This is a genomic window from Pseudomonas karstica, from assembly GCF_009707515.1.
GTDB lineage: Bacteria > Pseudomonadota > Gammaproteobacteria > Pseudomonadales > Pseudomonadaceae > Aquipseudomonas > Aquipseudomonas karstica.
In genome coordinates, this window is record NZ_WLYI01000003.1 from 160284 (window position 1) to 184244 (window position 23961).

The following is a 23961-nucleotide window of genomic DNA, read 5'->3' on the forward strand; positions in this document are numbered from 1 at the left end:
AGGCACGAGGCTGCGATGCGTGTCCGCAGGACCGCCCTCGGGGCTCAACCCCATCGCAGCCTCGTGCCTCGGCAGCGGCTACAAGTCGGTGCCCTGCATCTGTCCATCCCAGCCACCGCCCAACGCGGCGATCAGTTGCACACTGGCCACCAACCGACTTTGCAGCAAGGTCAGCACCGTGCGTTCGTTGCTCAGGGCAGTCGCCTGGACGGTGACCACATCCAGATAGGCGATTAATCCGGCCTTGTATTGGTTCTGGGTCAAGCGCAAGGATTCCCGTGCCGCCTCAAGGGCTTCATTGCTGACACCCGCCTCGTCTTCCAGGACCTTGAGCTGGACCATGTAGTTTTCCACTTCACGGAAGCCATCAAGCACGGTCTGGCGGTACTTGGCCACGGTTTCGTCATAGGACGCTTCTGCACGGTCGACTTCTGCCGAGCGCTGACCGCCGTCAAACAGGGTCATGGCCAACTTCGGCCCCACCGACCAGAAACGGTTTGGCAGGCTGATCCAATCGGCATAGGTGCTGCTGGAGTAACCGCCTGCCAGGCTCAGGGTCAGGTCCGGGTAGTAGGCAGTCTTTGCCACGCCAATATTGGCGTTGGCAGCGATCACGGCCCGTTCGGCCGAGGCGATGTCCGGTCGCCGTTCCAGCAGTTGCGACGGTAGGCTCACCGGAACCTGTGGCAATGCCGGAATCTCCTTGCTCACCGCCAGGTCAAAGTTTGCCGGTGGCACGCCCACCAACACCGCAATGGCATTTTCCAGCTGGGCCCTCTGCCAGACCAGGTCAATCATGCTGGCCTGGGTGCTTTTAAGTTGAGTTTGCGCCTGGGCCACCGCGTCCTTGCCAGACACGCCGGCGTGGTACTGGTTTTCGGTCATTTGCAAGGAGCGCTGGTAGGTCTCGACAGTGGCTTGCAGCAAACGGGTCTGCTCATCCATGACCCGCAGTTGCAAGTAGTCTTGCACCAGTTCCGATTGTTGGCTCAAACGCATCGCTGCCAGGTCTGCGGCGCTGGCTTCGGCGCTGGCCTCATTGGCTTCCAGGCCACGGCGCAACTTGCCCCAGATGTCCGCTTCCCAACTGACGCCCAACTGGGTGTTGAGGGTGTCGCGGATACCGCTGCTGGAGCTGCTCAGGCTGGCATTACTGCTACCCGTGCCCTGGCTGGCCCGGGTTTTCCCGGCACTCAGGTCAACAGTGGGAAAGAATGCTCCGCGGGAGCTGCGGACCAGCGCCTGGGCCTGACGAAAGCGCGCCTCGGCCTGGGCCACGGTCTGGTTGGCATTGTTGAGCTTGTCCACCAGCTCGTTCAACTGCTTGTCGCCGTACAGTTCCCACCAGGCGCCACGGGCCAGGGAGTCGCTGGGCGCTGCCTGGCGCCAGCCTTCGGCCTCCTTGTACTGGGCTGGTTCGGTCAGTACCGGGCGTTTATAGTCCGGACCAACGGCGCAGGCACTGAGCATCATTGCCATTAGCACCACTCCCGCTGTAGGAGCGAGCTTGCTCGCGAAGGTCGTTAATGAAAACGCTGGAAACCTGACACCCCGATGCGCGTTCAGGTTTTTCGCGAGCAAGCTCGCTCCTACAGGGAGAAACGTTGAATTGGTCATAGCGCGGTGTCCAGGGCAGCATCGGTACGCACCCCGCGCCAGCCGTTGAAACGGTGACGCAAGCGGTCGAGATAAAGGTAAACCACCGGGGTGGTATAAAGGGTCAGGATCTGGCTGAACACCAGGCCGCCAATAATCGTCAGGCCCAGGGGCTGACGCATTTCCGCGCCTTCGGCGCTGCTGAGCAACAACGGTACCGCGCCAAGGATTGCCGCCAGGGTGGTCATCAGGATCGGCCGCAACCGCAACAGGCAGGCACTGCGAATCGATTCCAACGGATCCATGCCGTCCTTGCGCTCCAGTTGCAGCGCCAGGTCGATCATCAGAATGGCGTTTTTCTTCACCACCCCAATCAACAGGAACAACCCCAGCAGGGAAATCAGGCTGAACTCGCCCCCCAGCAGGTAAATCGACAACAAGGCGCCGACTCCCGCCGATGGCAAGGTGGAAAGGATAGTCAGCGGGTGGATGTAGCTCTCATAGAGAATCCCCAGTACCAGATACACCGCTGCCAGCGCGCCGAGAATCATGAACGGCTGGCTTTTCTGGGTGGCGGCGAAGGCATCTGCGGTACCGGCCATCTTCGCGATGACGTCTTCCGGCAGCCCGACCTTGGCAATCGCCCGTTCGACGGCCGCGGTGCCCTGCTCCACCGTTACCCCTGGGGCCATGTCGAAGGCAATGTTTTCCGAGGCGAATTGGCCTTCATGGCTGACCCGGTCGTTCGCCAGGCTGTTTTCATAGTGGGCAATGGTCGACAGCGGAACCCGCGCACCGGTGGACGTGATCACCTGCACCTGATTCAGGGTGATTGGGTCCTGGGCATACTTCGGATTGACCTCCATCACCACCTGGTACTGGTTGAGGCTGTCATAGATGGTGGAAATCTGCCGCTGGCTGTAGGCATTGTTCAATACCGCAGTGACCATGTTCATGTCGATCCCCAGGCGTTTGGCCTGGTCACGGTCGACCACCAGTGTCACTTGCTGCGCACCACGGCCCTCCCTGGCATCGATGGCGGTCAGTTCCGGCAGTTCACGCAAGGCGGCTACCACTTTCGGGTACCACAGGCGCAACGCCGCAAGGTCGCCACTTTGCAAAATGTAGGAGTATTGCGATGTGGTCTGGTCACGACCGCCGCCAAATTGCAGGTCCTGGTCGGCCATCAGCATCAGGCGCCCACCCGGCACAAGCGGCATGGTCTTGCGCATGCGCTCGATCACCGCCTGGGCGGAAATCTTGCGTTCGCCGATGGGTTTGAGCCGCACCAGCATCACCGCGTTGTTGGTGCCACTGTTGCCACCGATAAACCCGGCCACGCTTTCTACCGCCGGGTCTTTCAAGACGGCCTTGCGAAAGATCTCCATTTTCGGCTGCATGACGCTGAATGACAGGCCGTCATCGCCACGGACAAAACCAATCAGTTGGCCGGTGTCTTGTTGCGGCATAAAGGTTTTCGGCACCACGACGTACAGCGCGATATTGACGCCCACCGTTATCAACAGGCTGAGCAAGGTCAGGCGTCGATGACGCAGCACCCAATCCAGGCTGCGGGCATAGCCGGCAACCATGCGCTCGTTAACCTTCTGGCTCCAGCGCTGCAAGCCGGTTTCTTCACCCTTGAGGTGAGGTTTGAGCCAGCGGGCACAGAGCATCGGCGTCAAGGTCAGCGAGACCACCAGCGAGACGATGATCGCCGCCGCCAGGGTAATGGAGAACTCGCGGAACAAGCTTGTGACAATCCCGCCCATAAACAGGATGGACAGGAACACCGCCACCAGGGACACGTTCATCGACAGCAAGGTAAAGCCGACTTCCTTGGCCCCCAGGTAAGCGGCCTTCATCGGCGAAATACCGTCGTCGATATGCCGGGAAATATTTTCCAGCACCACGATGGCGTCGTCCACCACCAGGCCGGTGGCGAGGATCAGTGCCATCAGCGACAGGTTGTTCAGGGAAAAGCCAAACAGGTACATCACGGCAAAAGTGCCCACCAGGGACACCGGCACGGCCAGGGTTGGAATCAATGAGGCACGAAAATTACCGAGGAACAGGTAGACCACCAGAATCACCAGGGCCACGGCAATCAGCAAGGTCATCTCGGCTTCATGCAAGGTGGCGGTGATCACCGGTGAACGGTCCATGGCCAGGTTCAACTTGACGCTGGAGGGCAGCACCGCCTGCAACGCCGGCAGTTGTGCCTTGATCTGCTTCACGGTCTCTATGATGTTGGCGCCGGACTGACGGTTGATCACCAGCAGTACCGCCGAATCGTTATTGAAGAAGCCGCTGTTGTAGCGGTCTTCGACGCCATCGGTGATTTTTGCCACATCACTCAAGCGCAGGGCCGCGCCGTCCTGGTAACGAATCAACAGCGGTTCGTAGTCCTTGGCCTTTTCCAACTGGTCATTGGCCTGGATCTGCCAGTGCCGCTGGCTGTCTTCCAGCGACCCCTTCGGCCGGCGCACGTTGGCATTGGCGATGGTATTACGCACCTCGTCCAGGGCCACGCCATATTGATCGAGGGCCTTCGGTTCCAGCTCGATACGCACCGCCGGCAGCGAGCTGCCGCCGATCTGCACTTCACCGACTCCTGGCACCTGGGACAGGCTTTGGGAGAGGATGGTCGAGGCCAAGTCATACAGCTGGCCCTTGGGCAGTACCTCCGACGTCAACGACAGCACCATGATTGGCGCCTGGGAGGGGTTGATCTTCTTATAGGTGGGCATGCTGCGCATGCCGCTGGGCAGCAGGTTGCGCGAGGCATTGATTGCCGCTTGCACTTCCCGTGCGGCGCCGTTGATGTCGCGGTCGGAGTCGAAGGCCAGGATCACCCGGGTCGAGCCCTGGCTGGAGGAGCTGCTCATGGTGGTGATACCGGCAATCGAGCCGAAAGAGCGCTCCAAGGGCGTGGCAACCGTGGCGGCCATCACCTCGGGGCTGGCGCCGGGCAAGCTGGCTTGCACGACGATCACCGGAAAGTCGATTTGCGGCAACGGCGAGACCGGCAGCAAATTGAAGCTGACGCCGCCCAAAAGCATGATCGCCAGGCTCAGCAGAATGGTGGCCACCGGGCGTTTTATGAACGGTCCTGAAAGGTTCACGAGTGGTAGCTCCAAGCAGCAAGCGTCAAGCTAGAAGCCAAAACCAAAGCCCTGCACTGCTCCTCTCTTGCAGCTTGCAGCCTGAAGCTTGCCCCCGCCTTCATTCCTCGCCTCACACCGCCTCTCCCTTGCCGGACTTGGCCCAGCGCCGCCCCAACCGATCGAAAGCCAGGTAAATAACGGGCGTGGTGAACAGCGTCAATACCTGGCTCAACAGCAACCCGCCCACCATTACCAGGCCCAAAGGTTGGCGCAACTCGGCACCGGAACCGGTGGCAAGCATCAAGGGCACCGCACCGAACAATGCGGCCAGGGTGGTCATCAGGATTGGCCGGAAGCGCAACAACGCCGCCTGGTAGATCGCAGTCTGAGGGTCAAGACCCTGGTTGCGTTCGGCGTCGAGGGCGAAGTCGATCATCATGATCGCATTCTTCTTGACGATACCGATCAACAGGATGATGCCGATAATGGCGATCATCCCCAGGTCATTGCCACTGATCAGCAAGGCCAGCAAGGCTCCCACTGCTGCCGATGGCAAGGTCGACAGAATGGTGATCGGATGGATATAGCTCTCGTACAGCACACCCAGCACGATGTACATAGTCACCACCGCCGCCAGGATCAGCAGCAAGGTGCTGGACAGCGACGCCTCGAACGCCTGGGCCGCACCCTGGAACTGGGTTTGTACGCCAACCGGCATGCCAATGTCTTTCTGGGTCTGGTTGATCAGCTCGACGCCCTTGCCCAAGGCCACGCCGGGCGCCAGGTTGAACGACATCATTACCGCCGGGAACTGACCGATATGGGTAATTGCCAACTGTGCCTGGCGCTGCTCCACATGGGCCAGGCTCGACAAGCGCACCTGGCCACCATCGGTGGTCTTCACATGGATCTGGTTCAGCGCATCCGGCCCCAGGGTTTCCCCGGATTGGGCCTGCAAAACCACACGGTATTGGCTGGCCTGGGTATAGATCGTGGAAATCTGCCGCTGGCCGAAAGCATCGTACAGCGCGTCGGTGATGGTCGATACCGACACCCCCAGACGCGAGGCTGCATCACGGTCGATTACCAGATACACCTGCAAGCCTTTGTCCTGCAGGTCGCTGGCTACGTCAGTGAGTTCCGGCAGCAGGCTGAGGGCATGCACCAGCTTTCCGCTCCACAAGGCCAGCAACTTGGCGTCGGGTGAGGACATGCTGAACTGGTATTGGGTACGACTGACGCGATCTTCGATGGTCAGGTCTTGCACCGGCTGCATGTACAAGCGGATGCCCACCAGCTTGTCCAGCTTCGGTTGCAGGCGCGTGATGATCTGCGCCGCGCTCAAGTCCCGCTGGCTGTGGGGCTTGAGGTTGATCAGCAGGCGGCCGCTGTTGAGGGTCGCGTTATCGCCATCGACCCCGATATAGGACGACAGGCTTTGCACTGCTGGGTCCGTCAGGATGATCTTCGCCAATTCCTGCTGGCGCTGGCTCATGGCCGCAAAGGAAATTGACTGTGGCGCCTCGGAAATGCCCTGAATCACACCAGTGTCCTGCACCGGGAAAAACCCCTTGGGCACTACCAGGTACAACACCACCGTCAGGCCCAAGGTGGCGACGGCCACGAACAGGGTCAGCGGCTGGTGCTTGAGCACCCATTGCAACTTGCGCCCATAGGCTTCGATCAGCCAGTCGATCCAGGCGCCGCTGGCCTTGTAGAACCGCCCCTGTGACTCGGGCTTGGGTTCACGCTTGAGTAACCGGGCGCACATCATCGGCGTGAGGGTCAGCGAGACCACCAGGGAAATCAGGATTGCCACCGCCAGGGTAATGGCGAATTCGCGGAACAACCGCCCTACCACGTCAGCCATGAACAGTAGCGGGATCAATACCGCAATCAGCGACAGGGTCAGGGATATCAGGGTAAAGCCGATCTGCTTGGCGCCCTTGAGCGCCGCGGCCATCGGCGTCTCGCCCTCCTCGATATAACGGGAGATGTTCTCCAGCATTACGATGGCATCATCCACCACAAAGCCGGTGGCGATGGTCAGGGCCATCAGCGTCAGGTTATTGATAGAAAAACCGGCCAGGTACATCACGCCAAAAGTGCCCACCAGGGACAGCGGCACGGCGATGGACGGAATGAGGGTGGCGCTGAAACGGCGCAGGAACAGGAAGGTCACCATCACCACCAGGGCTATGGCGATCAGCAATTCGTGTTGCACGTCCGTCACCGAGGCCCGGATGGTTTGGGTGCGGTCGGTGAGCACCGTGACGTCCAGCCCCGCAGGCAGATTGTCGGTGATGCTCGGCAGCAAGGCCTTGATCTGGTCCACCACCTCAATCACGTTGGCCCCGGGCTGGCGCTGGATATTCAACAGGACGGCCTGGTTCTCATTGGCCCAGGCGGCGAGACGTTCGTTCTCGGCGCCATCGACGATCTGTGCCACGTCCTTGAGGCGCAGCGGTGCGCCATTGTTGTAGGCGAGGATCAGCTCGGCGTATTGCTCGGGCGAGACCAACTGGTCGTTGGCGTCGAGCATCGAGACCCGGGTCGGGCCATCGAAGTTGCCTTTGGGCTGGTTGACGTTGGACGCCGCGATCAAGGTGCGCACGTCCGACAGGTTCAAGCCATTGGCGGCCAGGGCCTCGGGGTTGACCTTGATTCGCACCGCCTGGCGTTGGCCGCCGGCAATACTGACCATGCCGACTCCGCTGATCTGGGCGATTTTCTGCGCCATGCGCGTGTCGACCAGGTCATTGAGCTTGGGCAACAGCATGGTCTTTGAGGTGATAGCCAGGGTCAGTACCGGGGTGTCCGCCGGGTTGACTTTGTTGTATACCGGCGGCGCCGGCAAATCCGTGGGCAACAGGTTAGTGGCAGCGTTGATCGCGGCCTGCACCTGTTGCTCGGCGACATCCATGTTGACATCGAGGTTGAAACGCAAAGTCAGCACCGAGGCGCCGCCGGAACTGGTGGACGCCATCTGGGTCAGGCCGGGCATTTGCCCGAACTGGCGCTCCAGGGGCGCGGTCACCGCGCTGGTCATCACGTCTGGACTGGCGCCGGGGTACAGGGTCATGACCCGGATGGTCGGGTAATCCACCTGGGGCAAGGCCGAGACCGGTAGCAAACGGTAGGCAATCAGGCCGGCCAGGACAATGGCCAGCATGCTCAGGGTGGTGGCTACCGGGCGAAGGATGAACAGCCGCGAGAGGTTCATGCGCCGCCCTTTTGCGCCTTGCCGGCGTCAGCCGAGCCTTGCGTAGCCTCGGCTGCAGGCTGACCCTGAAGGTGTTCGGTCGGCGGCGTTGGAACGTCCTTGCTGTCGTTGACCACTTCGATCTCGCTGCCGTCTTTCAAGCGGTCGGTACCTTCCAGCACCACCCGATCGCCAGCCGCGAGGCCCTCCTTGATCACCGTATTTTCGCCGTCGCTGTCACCGATTACCAATGGGCGGATCTTGACCTTCTTATCGCCGTCGAGGGCGTAGACGAAGGTGCCGTTGTTGCCGAACTGGATGGCGGCGGATGGTGCCAGGACCACGTTATGCAGGGTGTCGGCCAGCAAGTGCACATTGACGAACTGATTGGGGAACAACGCCTGGTCCTGGTTATCGAAGCGAGCCTTGAATTTCAGGGTGCCGGTGGTGATGTCGATCTGGTTGTCCAGGCTTTGCAGTACACCGGAGGCCTGAAGCTTGACATCTCCACGGTCCCACGCCTCTACCGCAAGTTTGTTGCCCGCACGATAACGCGTGAGCACAGTGTCAAGGGCAGTTTCCGGCAGGGTGAAAGCCACACTGATGGGTTGGGTCTGGGTGATCACGGCCAGGGCTGTGGTGTCGTTGGCAGCCACAAGGTTGCCGACGTCCAGTTGGCGCAAGCCGACACGGCCGGCAATCGGAGCGCGGATCCTGGTGAATTCGAGGTTGAGCTTGGCGTCATCCACCGCGCCCTGGTTGGTCTTGACCGTGCCCTGGTATTGCAGGACCAGCGCCGCGGCGGTGTCCAGGGTTTGCTTGGCGATACTGTCCTGCGCGTACAGGCCGCGATAACGATCGAGATCGACCTGGGCGTTTTTCAATTGGGCCTGATTCTGTAACAAAGTGCCTTGGGCCTGGAGCAAGGCATTCTGGTAACTGCGCGGATCGATTTCTACCAGCAGGTCACCGGCCTTGACCATCTGCCCCTCCTCGAAGGCAATCTTGACCAGTTCTCCCGCCACCCGGCTGCGCACATTGATGGTGTTCAACGCCGTCACTGTGCCCAGCGCCTTGTAGTACACCGGAAACTCTCCCAACACCGCCGGTGCGACACGCACGGGTACCGGGCTGGTCGAGCCGCCGAAGCCTGGGCGCATCATGCCCGACTTGCCAGTACGAGCGGCAGGCGTCTGCTCGGCGCCGTCTTTATGGCTGGCGGGCCAGAACTTCCAGCACAGCCCGGCAATGATCAGCAGGATAAGCAAGCCGAACAGCCAGCGGCGGGATTTGCGGGGGGAGGATTGCATGGATTGATCAACCATTGGGCGCGAGAGCTTCTTCTTTAGGAGGCTGAAAGATAAGCACTGGGACGCTGTAAGAAAAGCGCCTTTACCGGCTATTTACCTTTGGACTTACAACTTTTCACGTTTGCCGTTGAAACGGCAGTGTCCGGGCTAAACCGCTGAACGGTAAATAAAAACGGCCTGGACTAGGCCAGGCCGCAATCATGCATCAAACGTATTACTGCAAATTGTAGGAGCGAGCGTGCTCGCGAAGAACTCAAAGGCGCCGCGTTTATCCTGAATACACACGTTATCGTTGATGTTTTTCGCGAGCAGAGGCTAGACGTCCCCCTCGTTCCTACAATGGTCGACGTTTGCTTATGGCCTGGGTAATTACTTCAAAACAGCCAGGGCTGCTTCGTAGTTTGGCTCTTGGCCGATTTCACTGACCAGTTCGCTGTGCAACACCTTGTCGTTTTCGTCCAGTACCACTACTGCGCGGGCGGTCAGGCCCTTGAGCGGACCGTCAGCAATGGCTACACCGTAGTCAACGGCGAATGCTGCGCTGCGAAAATCCGACAGGTTCTTCACGTTTTCCAGGCCTTCGGCGCCACAGAAACGTGCCTGGGCGAATGGCAGGTCAGTGGAGATGCACAACACCACAGTGTTATTCAGGTCGTTGGCCTGGGCGTTGAACTTGCGAACCGAGGTGGCGCACGTCGGAGTGTCAACGCTTGGGAAGATGTTCAGAACTTTGCGCTTGCCGGCAAAGCTGGCCAGGGTAGCGTCCGACAGATCGCCGGCGGTCAGGGAAAAGTCTGCTGCCTGGGTATCGGTTTGCGGCAATTGGCCTTCAACCTTGACTGGGTTACCACGGAGGGTGACTTGAGCCATGAACGGATTCCTTATGCTGGGTTTGATTAACCGAATTCGAGAAGCCGAAGTTAACCACAAACACGCAATGGGCACCTATCCCCAAACATAAATCGTAAAGAGAAAAAAGCCCATTCCCACGCTCTGCTCCCATGCAGGGCAGATGCCCGCGTCCTGTCTTCTGATTGTTCCCCGCAACAATTCCCGCAACACATGAGCCGGAACCCTGGCCTTCCTGGCGCTCACTGATGGGCAGCCTCTGCACACATGACAAACTTCTGAAAAACGCCTGGAACAATAAGCATGAAAATAAATGATGCATTCCCGTCCGCCCGCACCGCCCACCCAGGCCTTTCGTTTGAGCAATCGCTGCCGGTAACACTAGGAGATCATCCTTCCCTTAACCCAGGCACACAGATACGGTCGCGGCGCAACGTGTCAAATACTGTCGTCCCCCTTGAGGCCCGCAGGACCGCCCAAACCCTGGTGGAAAAGGGCGACAAGGAAATGGCGATACAGTACGCCGCGGCCATGGCGGATCAGGCTTCACGCGGTGCTGTCGAGGGCGACCTCCCAATCTGCACGTCGGTTTCCACTATTGCACCCTATTCAACCTTCGGCAGGCGGTGGTCCCGTTTCAACCAGGCCTTGAAGGAAGAGCCCTTCATCACGTTCGCCCGAAACAACCACATCAATACCGAAAAATTCCGCTGGAGCCCCAGTTCAGGGACCCTGGGGTGCATGATCAACGGCAAGCTGACCACCTTTGGAAAATACACACCGGGCTGGGAGCAAGCATCGGCGGCAGTGGGTACAGCAGCAAAATCCCTCACCCCCACTCCTCAAGTTGCCTTCGACTATAGAGGCGTACATGACGCGCCGCTGGCATTGGTCGGCAATTTTTACGGCGTACTTCCCCTGCCCCGGCAAGCTGACAGGCTTTCTTTGATCATCGACCTGTTGACCCACGAATCATTCGATTCTTTGCACACCCGTGATAGCCGCAATACGCAACCCCAATGGGTCATGCAACGACGCGATGAAACCGTCCATAGCCTTGCCGGCGAAATCGCCGAGCATAAAGGACAGCCGTTGCCAAGCCAGGCACAGACACCGTCCATGCGCCTTGATGAGGCCGATCAGCGCATGGCAAGACAGCTCGCCAAACACTTGATAAACCTGGGGCAGGATCCCAGGTTGGCCGAACTGTCCCGATCAAGAATCAACATTCTTCCAGTTGAATTTTCGACATTCCACTACACGCAAGAGTCCTTTAAAAAGGCTATATCCTCTGATGCTTTCCTGGAATTTCTGGACGATCAAAAACTTAATCCGTCGACCGTCTATATCAACCCGCAAACGGGAGAATTATCGGGCGCAACCTGGACAGAAAATGGGTTTGTGGAAAAGAGCTTCAGCGCTAATGACGTGACTTCGCAGTGGTCTCATCTGGCAACTGATGTTTGGCCGGCAGCCAAGGACTTCGCCGGCGGGGCGCTCCATCCTGTGTCATGTAACTACACCAGATTTGCCCATTTAACTCATGTATTGAGTTTTTATGGGGAGCGCTCAACAGGTGGGAATCTGCTCGAGAGTCTCAAGCAAGGTGCATCTCTGCTGCGTAATGGTTTCACGGCATTGACGACGCCCTCAGAGCCTTTGGATGAGCGAGCACACGCACTCCAGGAAAAACAAAAGGCCATAAAGCAACGCTTCGCCGAACAAGCAGCGCCGAGTCAAACCATTCCTGAAACGCCATCGGCCAAACCCGTTGCCGTTGTTGATCCGGTTGCCGAGATTGCACGACGCCAATTTACCGCTGAACCAAGCCTGCACTCAGTGATCACAGAGCGCTTGAGCGCTGCAATCAAGGAGGGATCAATCGGTTCTGTGGATTTCGACATCAACCATATAAGCCTTGCCGAGCCGGACGCAGACAACCCTGGGCAATACAAGCACACGCCATTGCTGGAGGTTGCCCTCACCCGTATTGTCGGCGACGAGTCCCGGCAGTTTACCGCTGACAGCAAACTGTTCGACAGCCGCCCCCGCACTATGACACCCAGCCCGCCACTCCCCCTCAATGTGAATATGGCCGCTATCAGGCTGGCGATGCTCGAACTCCCGGTGGTGCTCAATGAGCTCTATGACGCTGCCGTGCACAAATACTGGGAGCAGCCTGCCTTTGGTATACCGGTTTCAGGCGATAAAGGCCAAATGCATCATGCCAGTGACATCTATACCGGCAGCCGCAAAGCATTGCTCAGCGACCTTCTGCGAGAAAACCTGCAACAGGCCGGATTAAAGCAACCTGGGCTCGATGATCTGCAACGTGAAGCGGTGGATACTGTAGTGAGGTATCCCGAAGAATCCACACGTGCGACCGAACCGGATAAATCCAAACCCATCGTATACACCCTGACAACCGGGACGAACACAGAGGCCACACCCAACCTGCTGGTGTATCGCTATGTGGTAGAAACCAATCGAGAGATTATCCTGCTGTTGGAACCCAGTGGAAAAATCACCCCTTATGACTCTTGGGACGAGTTTGACAAAGGCGGACACCTGCATGACAAGACGCAACTTACAGGCAATATGTTTGACGCCCAGGCCGGGAGTATCATCGACCAGCACTTGGGCAGGACGTTGTCTTTAAGTCCATCACCTGTCGACCAGGAGAGCTCCATACAACCCAAGGTCCAGTTGCCAGACTGGATGAACAAGGCCGGTGACGCCGAGCGCTTTGTTCTGCGTGACCTCACCTTGCAACTGGCTGGCTTTATGCAGCGCAATAAAGGTCGAATGTACAATAGCGGTATTGCCGACATCCGCTCCTTTGCCTTGAAACAGTTCAACGATAAATTACCTTCGCCTAGATCCTATACCGCCGAGGACTTGGAAGTTGTCTTCAAGGTTCCGGTGGGCAGCTTAAACAGCGGCTATATCGAACGCGAACGCATGAGCCTGAGCGACATGCTTTTACGAAACCTATCGGGTCTGCCTGCCGGGCAAATTGAAGTCTTTTACACACCGGGGAATGTTCGGATAACCGAGCTTGAAAAAGAGGGAGTCCTCAAGCAACTTGTCCAAGACCTTGATGTTGGCAAAAACTACGGTGAACTGCTAAAGCGTGAACTGCTCGACAACCCAGCCACTAAAGCTGAAAGACTGTCATTGTTTGCCCAACAGGTTCCGATCGATCTACAGATCAAGGCGCTTGAACTGGCCATCAAGGGAGAATCTGGTTTCGATGCAACCGGATTCAGGTTTCTCAGGGAAATATTGAGCCCAGAACCAGGAAAAAAGACCGCTGGCACGCAAGAAATAGTCATCAGGCCGTTGGCATTCGACAGAAAGACAGACGGCAAGATCGATGTGGTTGAGAGCATGTACCTGATTGAGCCCAAGGATCCCAGTACAGGCCCCCATATTCTTTATCGCCCGCTGATTGCCGATGCTCCCTTGATGCAATTTCCCTCTCGCGAGGCATTGATGGACGCGATTCAGAAGCCGGGCAAGTTGCAGCAAGATATTTTGGCCTGGTTTCCTGACGATACGACTCGAAAGATCTACACAGGCAGCGGCTTTACCCATCCCAACCTGGTTATTTTCGGCTTCAACACCGGAGCCTTTTTTACCAGCTCTGCCCCGGCCAATCCATTGGCCTCAGAGGGCTTTAAGACAGCCGAAACGTTGCAGCAAAAACTGCAGGACGGCCAGTTGATGAGTTACTTGTACGAATCCAATGCTCAAAGCCTGTTGACGTTGGCCGACGCACAATCGACCTCCGACGAGGAAAGCCGTTGGGTGTCTCTCAAGGAGGGTGGCTACCTGCTGCTCAACGCGGTATTGCCTGCGCTGCGTGGCCCTGGCGCCTCTATCGGGCTGGCGTTGCAGTTTGAAAGTATCTTGAATGACCTTGAGACATTGAGCGGCGATGATAAGAGGAAGAAAGAAGCAGCCACTGCGGACCTGCTGGTCAACCTTGCCAATTCGCTGGCTCATTTTCACTCTCGGCCACACACCACGTCGCCCAAAACACACTCGACCGGGCAGCTAACCGAGAGCCGGCTTTTATCGCTGGAGCCCCTGCCAAGACCACCTTCAAGCAATCGGATTCGGCTGGGAGGGCCTATCGCAGACGTCACGCCTATCGACGGAGATGTCCAGACTTTTGTCGACACTTACAACGGCGCCGAGCGTATCAACATCCTTGCTCACGGCAGTGAGCCTTCGCCTGGTCAACCGGTAAGCGTTGTAGGGGAAAATTCGGTGAGTTACTCCGCAGAAGATATTAATAACGAGCTCCTCGCGCGCGGAATCGATATCCGAGACTATGCGAATGCGCGGGCCCTGTTCTGCTATTCCGGGCACGGCGGCTCGCAGTCATTCGCGTCGACTTTGCACTCAATCACCGGCGTACCGGTCAAGGGATATGAAGGGCAGATAATTACCGAGATCACCAATGGTGAATTCCCCGACGATGTCTACCAAAAAGCCTTGGAAACCTACACGGCTAAATTCCCTCGCCTTGCCAGAGAGGATATAGGAGAGCTTGCGGAAATCGATCTGTATGAAAATTATGTCAATAAAGACATTTTAGTCAGCTTGGATAAACAGCATGGCACCCCGGTTGAGGTGAATATCGGAAGTGTCGAGCACCCCGTTTACACCACGATGAAGGTCGACTACCGGCCTGTCCGCTTCGGCTCTTCCAAAAATCAACCGCCCTCTAAAAAACCGTTTGATGCCGAGCAAGAGCGCGGACCGGTCGAGACGCCAGAAAGCCTGCCCGCAGAGAAGACAGGCGAGGTGATCAGCGTACCCAAGCCGCAGAAAGTTGAAGTCTTGATGGGGTACTCCCATACGATTGAAGGTGACAGCTCGGTACTCTCAACGCGTAGCCTGACTGACTGCTCCGCCCTCGCCGTCCTGACAGATTTGAAAGACGGTATCTACCAGACGCGAACCTTGATGCACTTGACCGGTAGTAATCTGGATTATGGTTTATTGGATCAGGATGCTTATCAGGTACTGGAGGCCTTGAATGAATCTTTGAACAAGGGCGGAAAGGTAATATTCGTGGGGGGTGTTGATTCTGATTCCACAGTTGGGATGGGAGTCGTCCTGGGGCAAGAACATGAGGGTAAAAAGCCGCTTTTGGAGATCCTGAGAAAGCCCGGCGTGGAGACCACGATAGCCAGCTCGGTCGGTGTGGATATCAACGCGGACGGCACATTCAAGTTGATCGAGGGTACCGGCAAGGGCGTTTTCAATCCGCAAATGATCAGGAGCGTGGTGGGCTTCGCTCAAGATTAACAAGCCCGCCACCTGTAGAGGCTGACTCCGACAACTCCTGCCCGGAAGCAGTATTTTTCACCCGTCGTGGCAACACAAAGGAATAGGTGGCTGTGGTTTAATCACAGTTTTTGCCCTGCTTTTAAAGGAACGTTTGTCGATGAATCAGCCCGCCACTAAAGTCCTGGTTATTGGCTATGTCTGGCCAGAACCCCGCTCCTCGGCGGCCGGTGGGCACATGATGCAAATCTTGCAAAGCTTTCTGGACCAGGGCTGGGACATTACCTTCAGCAGCCCGGCGACTATTGGCGAGCACAAGGCTGACCTGCCGGCACTGGGCATTCACGAATGCGCCATCGAGCTCAATAGCAGCAGTTTCGATGATTTTGTCTGTGAACTGGCACCTGATATCGTGCTGTTCGACCGTTTCATGATGGAAGAGCAATTTGGCTGGCGCGTGGAAAAGTATTGCCCCAATGCCTTGCGCGTGCTGGAAACCTCGGACTTGCAAAGCCTGCGGGACGCCCGTCAGCAGCGCCTCAAGGATTACCTGAAGCACGACCCGGCTGCCGATGACTTCAGCCCGCTGTTCGCCCCGGCGCTGGACGAAGAGTTCCAACGGATGGCCGATACTGACCTGGCCAAGCGCGAGATCGCGGCGATTTACCGCTGTGATATCAGCCTGGTTATCTCTGACGTGGAAATTCGCTTGTTGACCGAGCACTTCAAGGTGCCCTCCACCCTGCTCCACTGGTGCCCGCTGATGCTCGATCCGCCAACCGCACCGTTTGCTTCTTTTGAAAAGCGTGCGCACTTCTTGAGCATCGGCAACTTTCGCCATGCACCCAATTGGGATGCGGTGCTATGGATGAAGAACAGCGTCTGGCCGCTGATCCGCCAGCAATTGCCCGGCGCACAACTGCATATCTATGGCGCCTACACTCCGCCCAAGGCCACCGCACTGCACAATCCGACCCAAGGCTTTCATGTGATGAACTGGGCCGAAGACGCCCTGCAGGTGCTGACAGCGGCACGTATCTGCCTCGCGCCGTTGCGCTTTGGTGCCGGAATCAAGGGCAAGCTGATGGACGCCATGCTCTGTGGCACACCCAATGTCACCACGCCAATCGGCGCCGAGGGCATGGGTGGCGATCACCCCTGGCCCGGTATGATCGAGAACAGTGCCAGTGCCTTGGCGACAGCGGCGGTTGCCTTGTATCAGGATCAGGAACGCTGGACGCAGGCCCAGGAAGACGGCCGCCGACTGTTGGCGCGCCGTTACGCGCAGGACATACATGGGCCAGCGCTGGTAGAACGTCTGGAACACTGCCGAAGCGAACTGGCCCTGCATCGACGCACCAACTTCACCGGCAGCATGTTGCGTCATCACCTGCATAAAAGTACCCAGTACATGGCACAGTGGATCGAAGCGAAGAACCGCAACGTTTGATCAGCAGATGCTGGCGAGGTGACACGCAAAGGGCGCATTATTCTTTTCGCAACCACCATAAAGCGACTGCAGCATGACCCGAGCAGCGAGAATTACCGATCCTTCCTACGAGTTGATGGACGATCACAACGGTCTTTCCATCATCTATCGCCAGCACGGCTTTCCGTGCCCCCTGGTGCGCTGGCATTTCCACAAGGAATACGAGCTGCACTTGATCGTCGCCAGCTCCGGCAAGGTGTTTATCGGCGACTATATCGGCAACTTCTATCCGCAAAGCCTATTTCTCACCGGCCCTAACCTGCCCCACAACTGGATAAGCCAGGTGGCGGAAGATGAAGTAGTGCCCAAGCGCGACATGCTGGTGAACTTCACTGATGAGCTGCTGGACGGCGGCAGCCAGATTTTCACCGAACTCAAGAGCCTCGCCCCACTGCTGGAGCGGGCGCAATACGGTATCGAGTTTCGGTGCAAACACACCATCGCCCAGGCCATGAACTTGATGCAGCGCATTGAAGACACCAAAGGCATGGCACGCCTGGGGCACTTTTTCATTCTGCTGGAGGTGCTGGGGGCTTGTGAGGATTACCAGTTGCTGTCCGGCGGCACCACCGCGCAACTGGCGGATGAGCACAGCATTGACCGCACCAACCGGGCGGTGGACTACATCTTTGCCCACTACGCACGAGAATTACCCCTGGAGGAAGTCGCCGAACACTTGGGGATGAAACCCACGTATTTCTCTCGGGTGTTCAAACAGGCTACAGGTCGCACCTTTATCGAGTTCGTCAATCGACTGCGGATCAGCAAGTCCTGCGAATTGCTGGCCGATGGTGACAAGGCAGTGACGGATGTGTGTTTTGAGTCGGGGTTCAACAACATCTCCAACTTCAACCGGCGCTTTCAGCAGCTCAAGGGCATGACGCCCTCCCATTACCGGCGGTTGGCGGTACAGCGATTGACCGAGCAGAATCTCGCGTAGCCGCTGCCCCGACGCGAGACTGCGCTGGTTGTAGCCGCTGTCGAGGAACGAGGCTGCGATGGGCTGCGCAGCAGCTCCAACACCCCCAGTGCAAAAAAGTATCAGTCCCAGTGCTCCCAAGGATTTGTCACCGCGCCATTTGAAGGCTGTAATCAACGCACACTCTCCCAGCTGTCATGGGAGACACAACAACAATAACTGTCCTTCTGTTGCCCCTGGCGCAGAAATGGAGTGCGCGATGAAGTTCACAGCAAAAGCACTGCTTGCCTCTACTTGCATAACTGCATGCATGACCCTCAGCACCGTCAGTCTTGGCGCGCAAACCCTGACCATTGCCACTGTCAACAACAGCGATATGATTCGTATGCAAAAGCTGTCGAAAACCTTCGAAGCCGAGCATCCGGACATCAAGCTGAACTGGGTGGTTCTCGAAGAAAACGTCCTGCGCCAACGTTTGACCACCGACATCGCCACCCAGGGTGGACAGTTCGATGTATTGACCATTGGCATGTACGAAGCCGCACTGTGGGGCGCCAAAGGTTGGCTGGAACCCATGAAGGACCTGCCTGCGTCCTACGACTTGGACGATGTTTTCCCTTCCGTGCGCGACGGCCTTTCAGTCAAGGGATCGCTGTATGCCCTGCCGTTCTACGCCGAAAGTTCCATCACCTACTACCGCGCCGACCTGTTCAAGGACGCAGGGCTGACAATGCCCGAACATCCTACCTGGACGCAGATTGGCGAGTTCGCCGAAAAGCTCACAAACCGCGACAAGGAACAATATGGCCTGTGCCTGCGAGGCAAGGCCGGTTGGGGTGAGAACATGGCGCTGGTCACCACTCTGGCCAACGGCTATGGGGCACGCTGGTTCGATGAAAAATGGCAGCCTGAATTCAACGGCCCCGAATGGAAGGATGCGCTGAACTTCTACGTCGACAATATGAAGAAATCAGGCCCGCCGGGAGCCTCCAGTAACGGTTTCAACGAAAACCTGGCGCTGTTCAACAGCGGCAAGTGCGCAATTTGGGTCGATGCCAGCGTCGCCGGCTCATTTGTCACCGACAAGTCCCAGAGCAAGGTCTCCGAGCATGTCGGCTTTGCCTTTGCCCCCCACGAGAAAACGGACAAAGGTACCTCATGGCTGTACTCCTGGTCCCTGGCCATCCCGACCAGTTCCAAGGCCAAGGATGCTGCCAAAGAGTTCAGCGCCTGGGCCACGTCCAAGCAATACAGTGCCCTGGTCGCCAAGACCGACGGCGTCGCCAACGTACCGCCTGGCACGCGCAAGTCGACCTATAGCGATGAATACATGAAGGCTGCGCCGTTCGCCAAGGTAACCCTGGAGTCGCTGAAAGTCGCCGACCCGACCAAGCCAACCCTCAAGCCTGTGCCTTACATCGGCATCCAGTTGGTGACGATTCCTGAGTTCCAGGCAATTGGCACCCAGGTGGGCAAGTTCTTCGCTGGCGCACTGACTGGCCAGCAGACTGTGGACCAGGCCTTGACCGCCGCGCAGAACACCACTGAGCGTGAAATGAAGCGGGCGGGTTATCCCAAGTAATTTTCGGATACCTGTAGCCGCTGCCACCAGGCTGCGATAGACCGCGAAGCGGTCCCCCAGGGACCGTATCGCAGCCTCGTACCTGGGCCGCGGCCACAGGGGTTTTGTTGCACCTGCACCTGCCTCTAATCGGTCTTGATCACCATGAATACTTCCACTGTCCAAGTGCAAACCGCTACCCCGGAAAAGGCGCGTAAAAGCCGCCTGATCAACCCCGGCTGGTTCCTCGTCAGTCCCTCGGTGGCCTTGTTGCTGCTGTGGATGATCGTACCGCTGGGCATGACGCTGTACTTTTCATTGATCCGCTACAACCTGCTTTACCCTGGCGAAAACCAATTTGTCGGCCTGGAAAACTTCGCCTATTTCATCACCGATTCCGGCTTTCTGCCCGGCGCCACTAATACCTTATTGCTGGTGGGCAGCGTATTGCTGATCAGTGTGGTATTGGGCGTGTTGATCAGTGCCCTGCTGGAGGCCAGTGAGTTCTTCGGTCGAGGCCTGGTGCGGGTGTTGTTGATTTCACCGTTTTTCATCATGCCCACCGTTGGTGCGCTGATCTGGAAGAACCTGATTTTCCATCCGGTGTCGGGAATTCTCGCCTCGGTGTGGAAACTCTTTGGTGCCCAACCGGTGGACTGGCTGGCCCACTACCCACTGCTGTCAATCATCATCATTGTGTCGTGGCAATGGTTACCTTTTGCGATCCTGATCCTGATGACCGCCATGCAGTCCCTGGACCAGGAGCAGAAAGAAGCCGCTCGTCTGGATGGTGCCGGCGCCATTGCGATCTTCTGGCACCTGACCCTGCCCCACCTGGCGCGCCCCATCGCCGTGGTGGTGATGATCGAGACCATTTTCCTGCTCTCGGTGTTCGCCGAAATCTTCACCACGACCAACGGTGGCCCCGGCTACGCCTCGACCAACCTCGCCTACCTGATCTACAACCAGGCGCTGGTGCAGTTCGATGTGGGCATGGCCTCGGCCGGCGGCTTGATCGCCGTGGTCATCGCCAATATCGCGGCGATCATTCTGGTACGAATGCTCGGCAAAAACCTGACTGACAAGCCTTGAGGGCCGCGCCATGACACTTCAACAATCTCGCCGCCTGCAAAGCCTGTTGCTCGGCACCCTGGCCTGGGCCATCGCGATCCTGATTTTCTTCCCGATCTTCTGGATGGTGCTGACCAGTTTCAAGACCGAAATCGACGCGTTTGCCACCCCGCCGCAGTTCATCTTCACGCCGACGCTGGAGAACTACCTGCACATCAACGAGCGCAGCAACTACTTCAGCTACGCCTGGAACTCGGTGCTGATTTCCTTCAGCGCCACCGCCTTGTGCCTGCTGATCTCGGTACCGGCGGCCTACTCCATGGCCTTCTACGAAACCAAGCGCACCAAGGGCACCTTGTTGTGGATGCTGTCGACCAAGATGCTGCCACCCGTGGGCGTGCTGATGCCGATCTACCTGCTGGCCAAGAGCTTTGGCCTGCTGGATACGCGGATCGCGCTGATCATCATCTATACCCTGATCAACCTGCCGATCGTGGTCTGGATGGTTTACACCTACTTCAAGGACATCCCCAAGGACATCCTGGAGGCCGCCCGCCTGGACGGTGCCACGCTGTGGCAGGAAATGGTCCGGGTGCTGCTGCCGATTGCCAAAGGTGGCCTGGCCTCCACCGTATTGCTGTCATTGATTTTGTGCTGGAACGAGGCGTTCTGGTCGCTGAACCTGACCTCATCCAACGCCGCGCCGTTGACCGCGTTGATCGCTTCCTACTCTAGCCCCGAAGGTTTGTTCTGGGCCAAGTTGTCCGCCGTGTCGACCCTGGCCTGTGCGCCCATCCTGATCTTTGGCTGGATCAGCCAGAAGCAGTTGGTCCGCGGTTTGTCCTTCGGCGCTGTGAAGTAAGGGCCCTTACCCAACTTCTGGCTCTTTATAAAAAATTGTATGGAGGCCCATCATGGCCAACCTGAAAATCAAGAATCTGCAAAAAGGCTTCGAAGGCTTTTCCATCATCAAAGGCATCGACCTGGAAGTGAACGATAAGGAGTTCGTGGTCTTCGTCGGTCCGTCGGGCTGCGGTAAATCCACCCTGCTGCGCTTGATCGCCGGCCTGGAAGAAGTCAGCGAAGGCACCATCGAACTGGATGGCCGCGATATCACCGAAGTAACCCCGGCCAAGCGTGACCTGGCGATGGTGTTCCAGACTTATGCCCTGTACCCGCACATGAGCGTGCGCAAGAACATGTCGTTTGCCCTTGACCTGGCAGGGATCGACAAGAAAATCGTCGACAGCAAAGTCAGTGAAGCGGCGCGCATCCTGGAGTTGGGCCCACTGCTGGAGCGCAAACCCAAGCAGTTGTCGGGCGGCCAACGCCAGCGAGTTGCCATCGGTCGCGCCATTGTCCGTAACCCGAAGATTTTCCTGTTCGACGAACCGCTGTCCAACCTTGATGCCGCCTTGCGGGTGCAGATGCGCCTGGAACTGGCGCGCCTGCACAAAGAGCTGCAAGCGACCATGATCTACGTGACTCACGATCAGGTCGAAGCCATGACCCTGGCCGACAAGGTAGTGGTGCTAAATAGCGGCCGTGTCGAACAGGTCGGCTCGCCTCTTGAGCTGTATCACCAACCGGCCAATCTGTTTGTCGCGGGTTTCCTCGGTACACCGAAAATGGGCTTCCTCAAAGGTAAAGTCACCCGTCTTGAGGCTCAGGGTTGCGAAGTGCAGCTGGATGCTGGCACCCGTATCAGCCTGCCCCTGAGCAGCGCGACCTTGAGTGTCGGCAGTCCGGTGACCCTCGGTATTCGCCCGGAGCACCTGGAAATCGCCTCCCCCGGCGACACCACCCTGACCGTCACCGCCGACGTCGGCGAACGCCTGGGCAGCGACACCTTCTGCCATGTCATTACCTCGAGCGGCGAACCGTTGACGATGCGTATTCGTGGTGACATGGCCAGCCAATATGGTGAAACGTTGAGCCTGCACCTGGACCCTGGCCATTGCCACCTGTTCGATGCCGATGGCGTCGCAGTAGCCCGTCCACTGCGCGCTGCGGCCTGATTTCGCGAGAACTCCTTGATGAAACTGAATAAGCAAAACCTCACGCAACTGGCGCCTGAAGTGCAACTGCCGGCCTATGCCATTGCCGATACGTCCCAGGGCATCGTCCATATTGGTGTTGGCGGTTTCCACCGGGCCCACCAGGCGTATTACACCGACGCGTTGATGAACACTGGCGAGGGGCTCGACTGGAGCATCTGTGGTGTAGGCCTGCGCGCTGAAGACCGTAAAGCCCGGGACGACCTGGCCGGCCAGGATTATCTCTATACTTTGTATGAACTGGGCGATACCGACGACACCGAAGTCCGGGTCATTGGCGCCATCAGCGACATGCTGTTGGCCGAAGACAGCGCGCAGACGCTGATAGACAAGCTGGCCAGCCCGCAGATCCGTATTGTCTCGTTGACCATCACCGAAGGCGGCTACTGCATCGATGACAGCAACGGCGAGTTCATGGCTCATCTACCCCAGATCCAGCATGACCTGGCTCACCCTGGCGCACCGAAAACGGTGTTCGGTTTTATCTGCGCCGCGCTGACCCGGCGTCGTGCTGCCGGTACTCCCGCGTTCACGGTAATGTCTTGCGATAACCTGCCCCACAACGGTGCTGTCACGCGCAAGGCCCTGCTGGCCTTCGCCGCGCTGCACAACGCCGATCTGCATGACTGGATCAAGGCCAACGTCAGCTTCCCCAACGCCATGGTCGACCGTATTACCCCCATGACCAGCACCGCTCATCGCCTGCAATTGCATGACGAACACGGTGTTGATGATGCCTGGCCAGTGGTTTGCGAGCCCTTTGTGCAATGGGTGCTGGAAGACAAATTTGTCAATGGCCGCCCGGCCTGGGAAAAGGTCGGTGTGCAGTTCACCGACGACGTAACCCCTTACGAGGAGATGAAGATCGGGCTGCTCAATGGCAGTCACCTCGCGCTGACTTACCTGGGGTTTCTCAAAGGTTATCGGTTTGTCCACGAGGCCATGAACGACCCGCTGTTCGTGGCCTATATGCAGGCCTATATGGACCTGGACGTGACCCCGCAACTGGCGCCCGTACCCGGCATCGACCTGACCCAATACAAGCAGACACTGGTGGAACGCTTCTCCAACCAGGCAATTGCCGACCAGTTGGAGCGGGTGTGTTCCGATGGGTCGTCGAAATTCCCCAAGTTCACCGTGCCGACCATCAATCGATTGATTGCCGAGGGTCGTGAAACCGAGCGTGCGGCGTTGGTGGTGGCCGCTTGGGCGCTGTATCTGAAAGGCGTGGATGAGAACGGTGTGACCTACCGGATTCCCGACCCTCGTGCTGAATTTTGCCAAGGGCTGGTGGCCGATGATCGGGTGCTCAGTCGCCGGTTGCTGGGGGTGGAAGAAATTTTTGGCACGGCCATTCCCAACTCACCCGAGTTTGTGGCAGCGTTCGAGCGGTGCTATGAGAGCCTACGCGACCAAGGTGTAACCAAAACCCTTGAGCGCTTGCTCATCACCATCAACTGACGAAACGGGATCATCATGTGGGAGCCGGCTTGCCTGCT

13 protein-coding genes are annotated in these 23961 nt (G+C 57.9%); 8 read left to right on the plus strand and 5 right to left on the minus strand.

The features are described 5' to 3' along the window. Positions 1-78: 78 nt before the first annotated feature. The 5 genes from GIR22_RS03360 to tpx form a co-directional block, all read right to left on the minus strand. The gene (locus GIR22_RS03360) at positions 79-1479 is read right to left on the minus strand and encodes an efflux transporter outer membrane subunit (RefSeq protein ID WP_154741932.1); all 1401 of its coding nucleotides are present in this window, start codon (positions 1477-1479) and stop codon (positions 79-81) included. A gap of 134 nt (positions 1480-1613) precedes the next feature. Beyond that, positions 1614-4721, minus strand: a complete 3108-nt coding sequence (locus tag GIR22_RS03365) for an efflux RND transporter permease subunit (RefSeq protein WP_178122069.1) — start codon at positions 4719-4721, stop codon at positions 1614-1616. A 112-nt stretch (positions 4722-4833) separates the two neighbouring features. Then, on the minus strand, positions 4834-7926 hold the full coding sequence (locus GIR22_RS03370) for an MdtB/MuxB family multidrug efflux RND transporter permease subunit (protein ID WP_154741934.1): 3093 nt from the start codon (positions 7924-7926) through the stop codon (positions 4834-4836). Further along, positions 7923-9230: an MdtA/MuxA family multidrug efflux RND transporter periplasmic adaptor subunit gene (locus GIR22_RS03375; RefSeq protein WP_154741935.1), complete on the minus strand. Its 1308-nt coding sequence runs from the start codon at positions 9228-9230 to the stop codon at positions 7923-7925. The genes GIR22_RS03370 and GIR22_RS03375 overlap by 4 nt, the downstream gene beginning before the upstream one ends. A gap of 354 nt (positions 9231-9584) precedes the next feature. Then, on the minus strand, positions 9585-10085 hold the full coding sequence (gene tpx / locus GIR22_RS03380; protein ID WP_154741936.1) for a thiol peroxidase: 501 nt from the start codon (positions 10083-10085) through the stop codon (positions 9585-9587). A gap of 282 nt (positions 10086-10367) precedes the next feature. Here tpx and GIR22_RS03385 point away from each other — a divergent pair, with 282 nt between their 5' ends. The 8 genes from GIR22_RS03385 to GIR22_RS03420 all read left to right on the plus strand — a co-directional run bounded on the left by GIR22_RS03385 (position 10368) and on the right by GIR22_RS03420 (position 23923). Continuing rightward, positions 10368-15386 (plus strand): dermonecrotic toxin domain-containing protein, encoded by a 5019-nt coding sequence (locus GIR22_RS03385; RefSeq protein ID WP_154741937.1) that lies wholly within the window; start codon positions 10368-10370, stop codon positions 15384-15386. Between the two features lie 139 nt (positions 15387-15525). Beyond that, positions 15526-16815 (plus strand): glycosyltransferase, encoded by a 1290-nt coding sequence (locus GIR22_RS03390; RefSeq protein WP_154741938.1) that lies wholly within the window; start codon positions 15526-15528, stop codon positions 16813-16815. Positions 16816-16888: 73 nt separating this feature from the next. Further along, positions 16889-17794 (plus strand): AraC family transcriptional regulator, encoded by a 906-nt coding sequence (locus GIR22_RS03395; RefSeq protein WP_154741939.1) that lies wholly within the window; start codon positions 16889-16891, stop codon positions 17792-17794. A 238-nt stretch (positions 17795-18032) separates the two neighbouring features. Further along, positions 18033-19355 (plus strand): ABC transporter substrate-binding protein, encoded by a 1323-nt coding sequence (locus GIR22_RS03400; protein WP_154741940.1) that lies wholly within the window; start codon positions 18033-18035, stop codon positions 19353-19355. A 144-nt stretch (positions 19356-19499) separates the two neighbouring features. Then, positions 19500-20426 carry a carbohydrate ABC transporter permease gene (locus GIR22_RS03405; RefSeq protein WP_154741941.1) on the plus strand — a complete coding sequence of 309 codons (927 nt, stop codon included), beginning with the start codon at positions 19500-19502 and terminating at the stop codon, positions 20424-20426. Between the two features lie 10 nt (positions 20427-20436). Next, positions 20437-21267, plus strand: coding sequence for a carbohydrate ABC transporter permease (locus tag GIR22_RS03410; RefSeq protein WP_032886872.1), 831 nt, complete (start codon positions 20437-20439; stop codon positions 21265-21267). A 52-nt stretch (positions 21268-21319) separates the two neighbouring features. Further along, positions 21320-22423: an ABC transporter ATP-binding protein gene (locus GIR22_RS03415; protein WP_154741942.1), complete on the plus strand. Its 1104-nt coding sequence runs from the start codon at positions 21320-21322 to the stop codon at positions 22421-22423. A gap of 18 nt (positions 22424-22441) precedes the next feature. After that, positions 22442-23923 carry a mannitol dehydrogenase family protein gene (locus GIR22_RS03420; protein ID WP_154741943.1) on the plus strand — a complete coding sequence of 494 codons (1482 nt, stop codon included), beginning with the start codon at positions 22442-22444 and terminating at the stop codon, positions 23921-23923. The last annotated feature ends 38 nt before the right edge of the window (positions 23924-23961 follow it).

Coding starts and splice junctions, on each gene's coding strand:
- GIR22_RS03360 (WP_154741932.1), bottom strand. CDS start 1,479: ATGGCAATGATGCTCAGTGCCTGCGCCGTTGGTCCGGACTATAAACGC.
- GIR22_RS03370 (WP_154741934.1), bottom strand. CDS start 7,926: ATGAACCTCTCGCGGCTGTTCATCCTTCGCCCGGTAGCCACCACCCTG.
- GIR22_RS03375 (WP_154741935.1), bottom strand. CDS start 9,230: ATGGTTGATCAATCCATGCAATCCTCCCCCCGCAAATCCCGCCGCTGG.
- tpx (WP_154741936.1), bottom strand. CDS start 10,085: ATGGCTCAAGTCACCCTCCGTGGTAACCCAGTCAAGGTTGAAGGCCAA.
- GIR22_RS03385 (WP_154741937.1), top strand. CDS start 10,368: ATGAAAATAAATGATGCATTCCCGTCCGCCCGCACCGCCCACCCAGGC.
- GIR22_RS03390 (WP_154741938.1), top strand. CDS start 15,526: ATGAATCAGCCCGCCACTAAAGTCCTGGTTATTGGCTATGTCTGGCCA.
- GIR22_RS03395 (WP_154741939.1), top strand. CDS start 16,889: ATGACCCGAGCAGCGAGAATTACCGATCCTTCCTACGAGTTGATGGAC.
- GIR22_RS03400 (WP_154741940.1), top strand. CDS start 18,033: ATGAAGTTCACAGCAAAAGCACTGCTTGCCTCTACTTGCATAACTGCA.
- GIR22_RS03405 (WP_154741941.1), top strand. CDS start 19,500: ATGAATACTTCCACTGTCCAAGTGCAAACCGCTACCCCGGAAAAGGCG.
- GIR22_RS03410 (WP_032886872.1), top strand. CDS start 20,437: ATGACACTTCAACAATCTCGCCGCCTGCAAAGCCTGTTGCTCGGCACC.
- GIR22_RS03415 (WP_154741942.1), top strand. CDS start 21,320: ATGGCCAACCTGAAAATCAAGAATCTGCAAAAAGGCTTCGAAGGCTTT.
- GIR22_RS03420 (WP_154741943.1), top strand. CDS start 22,442: ATGAAACTGAATAAGCAAAACCTCACGCAACTGGCGCCTGAAGTGCAA.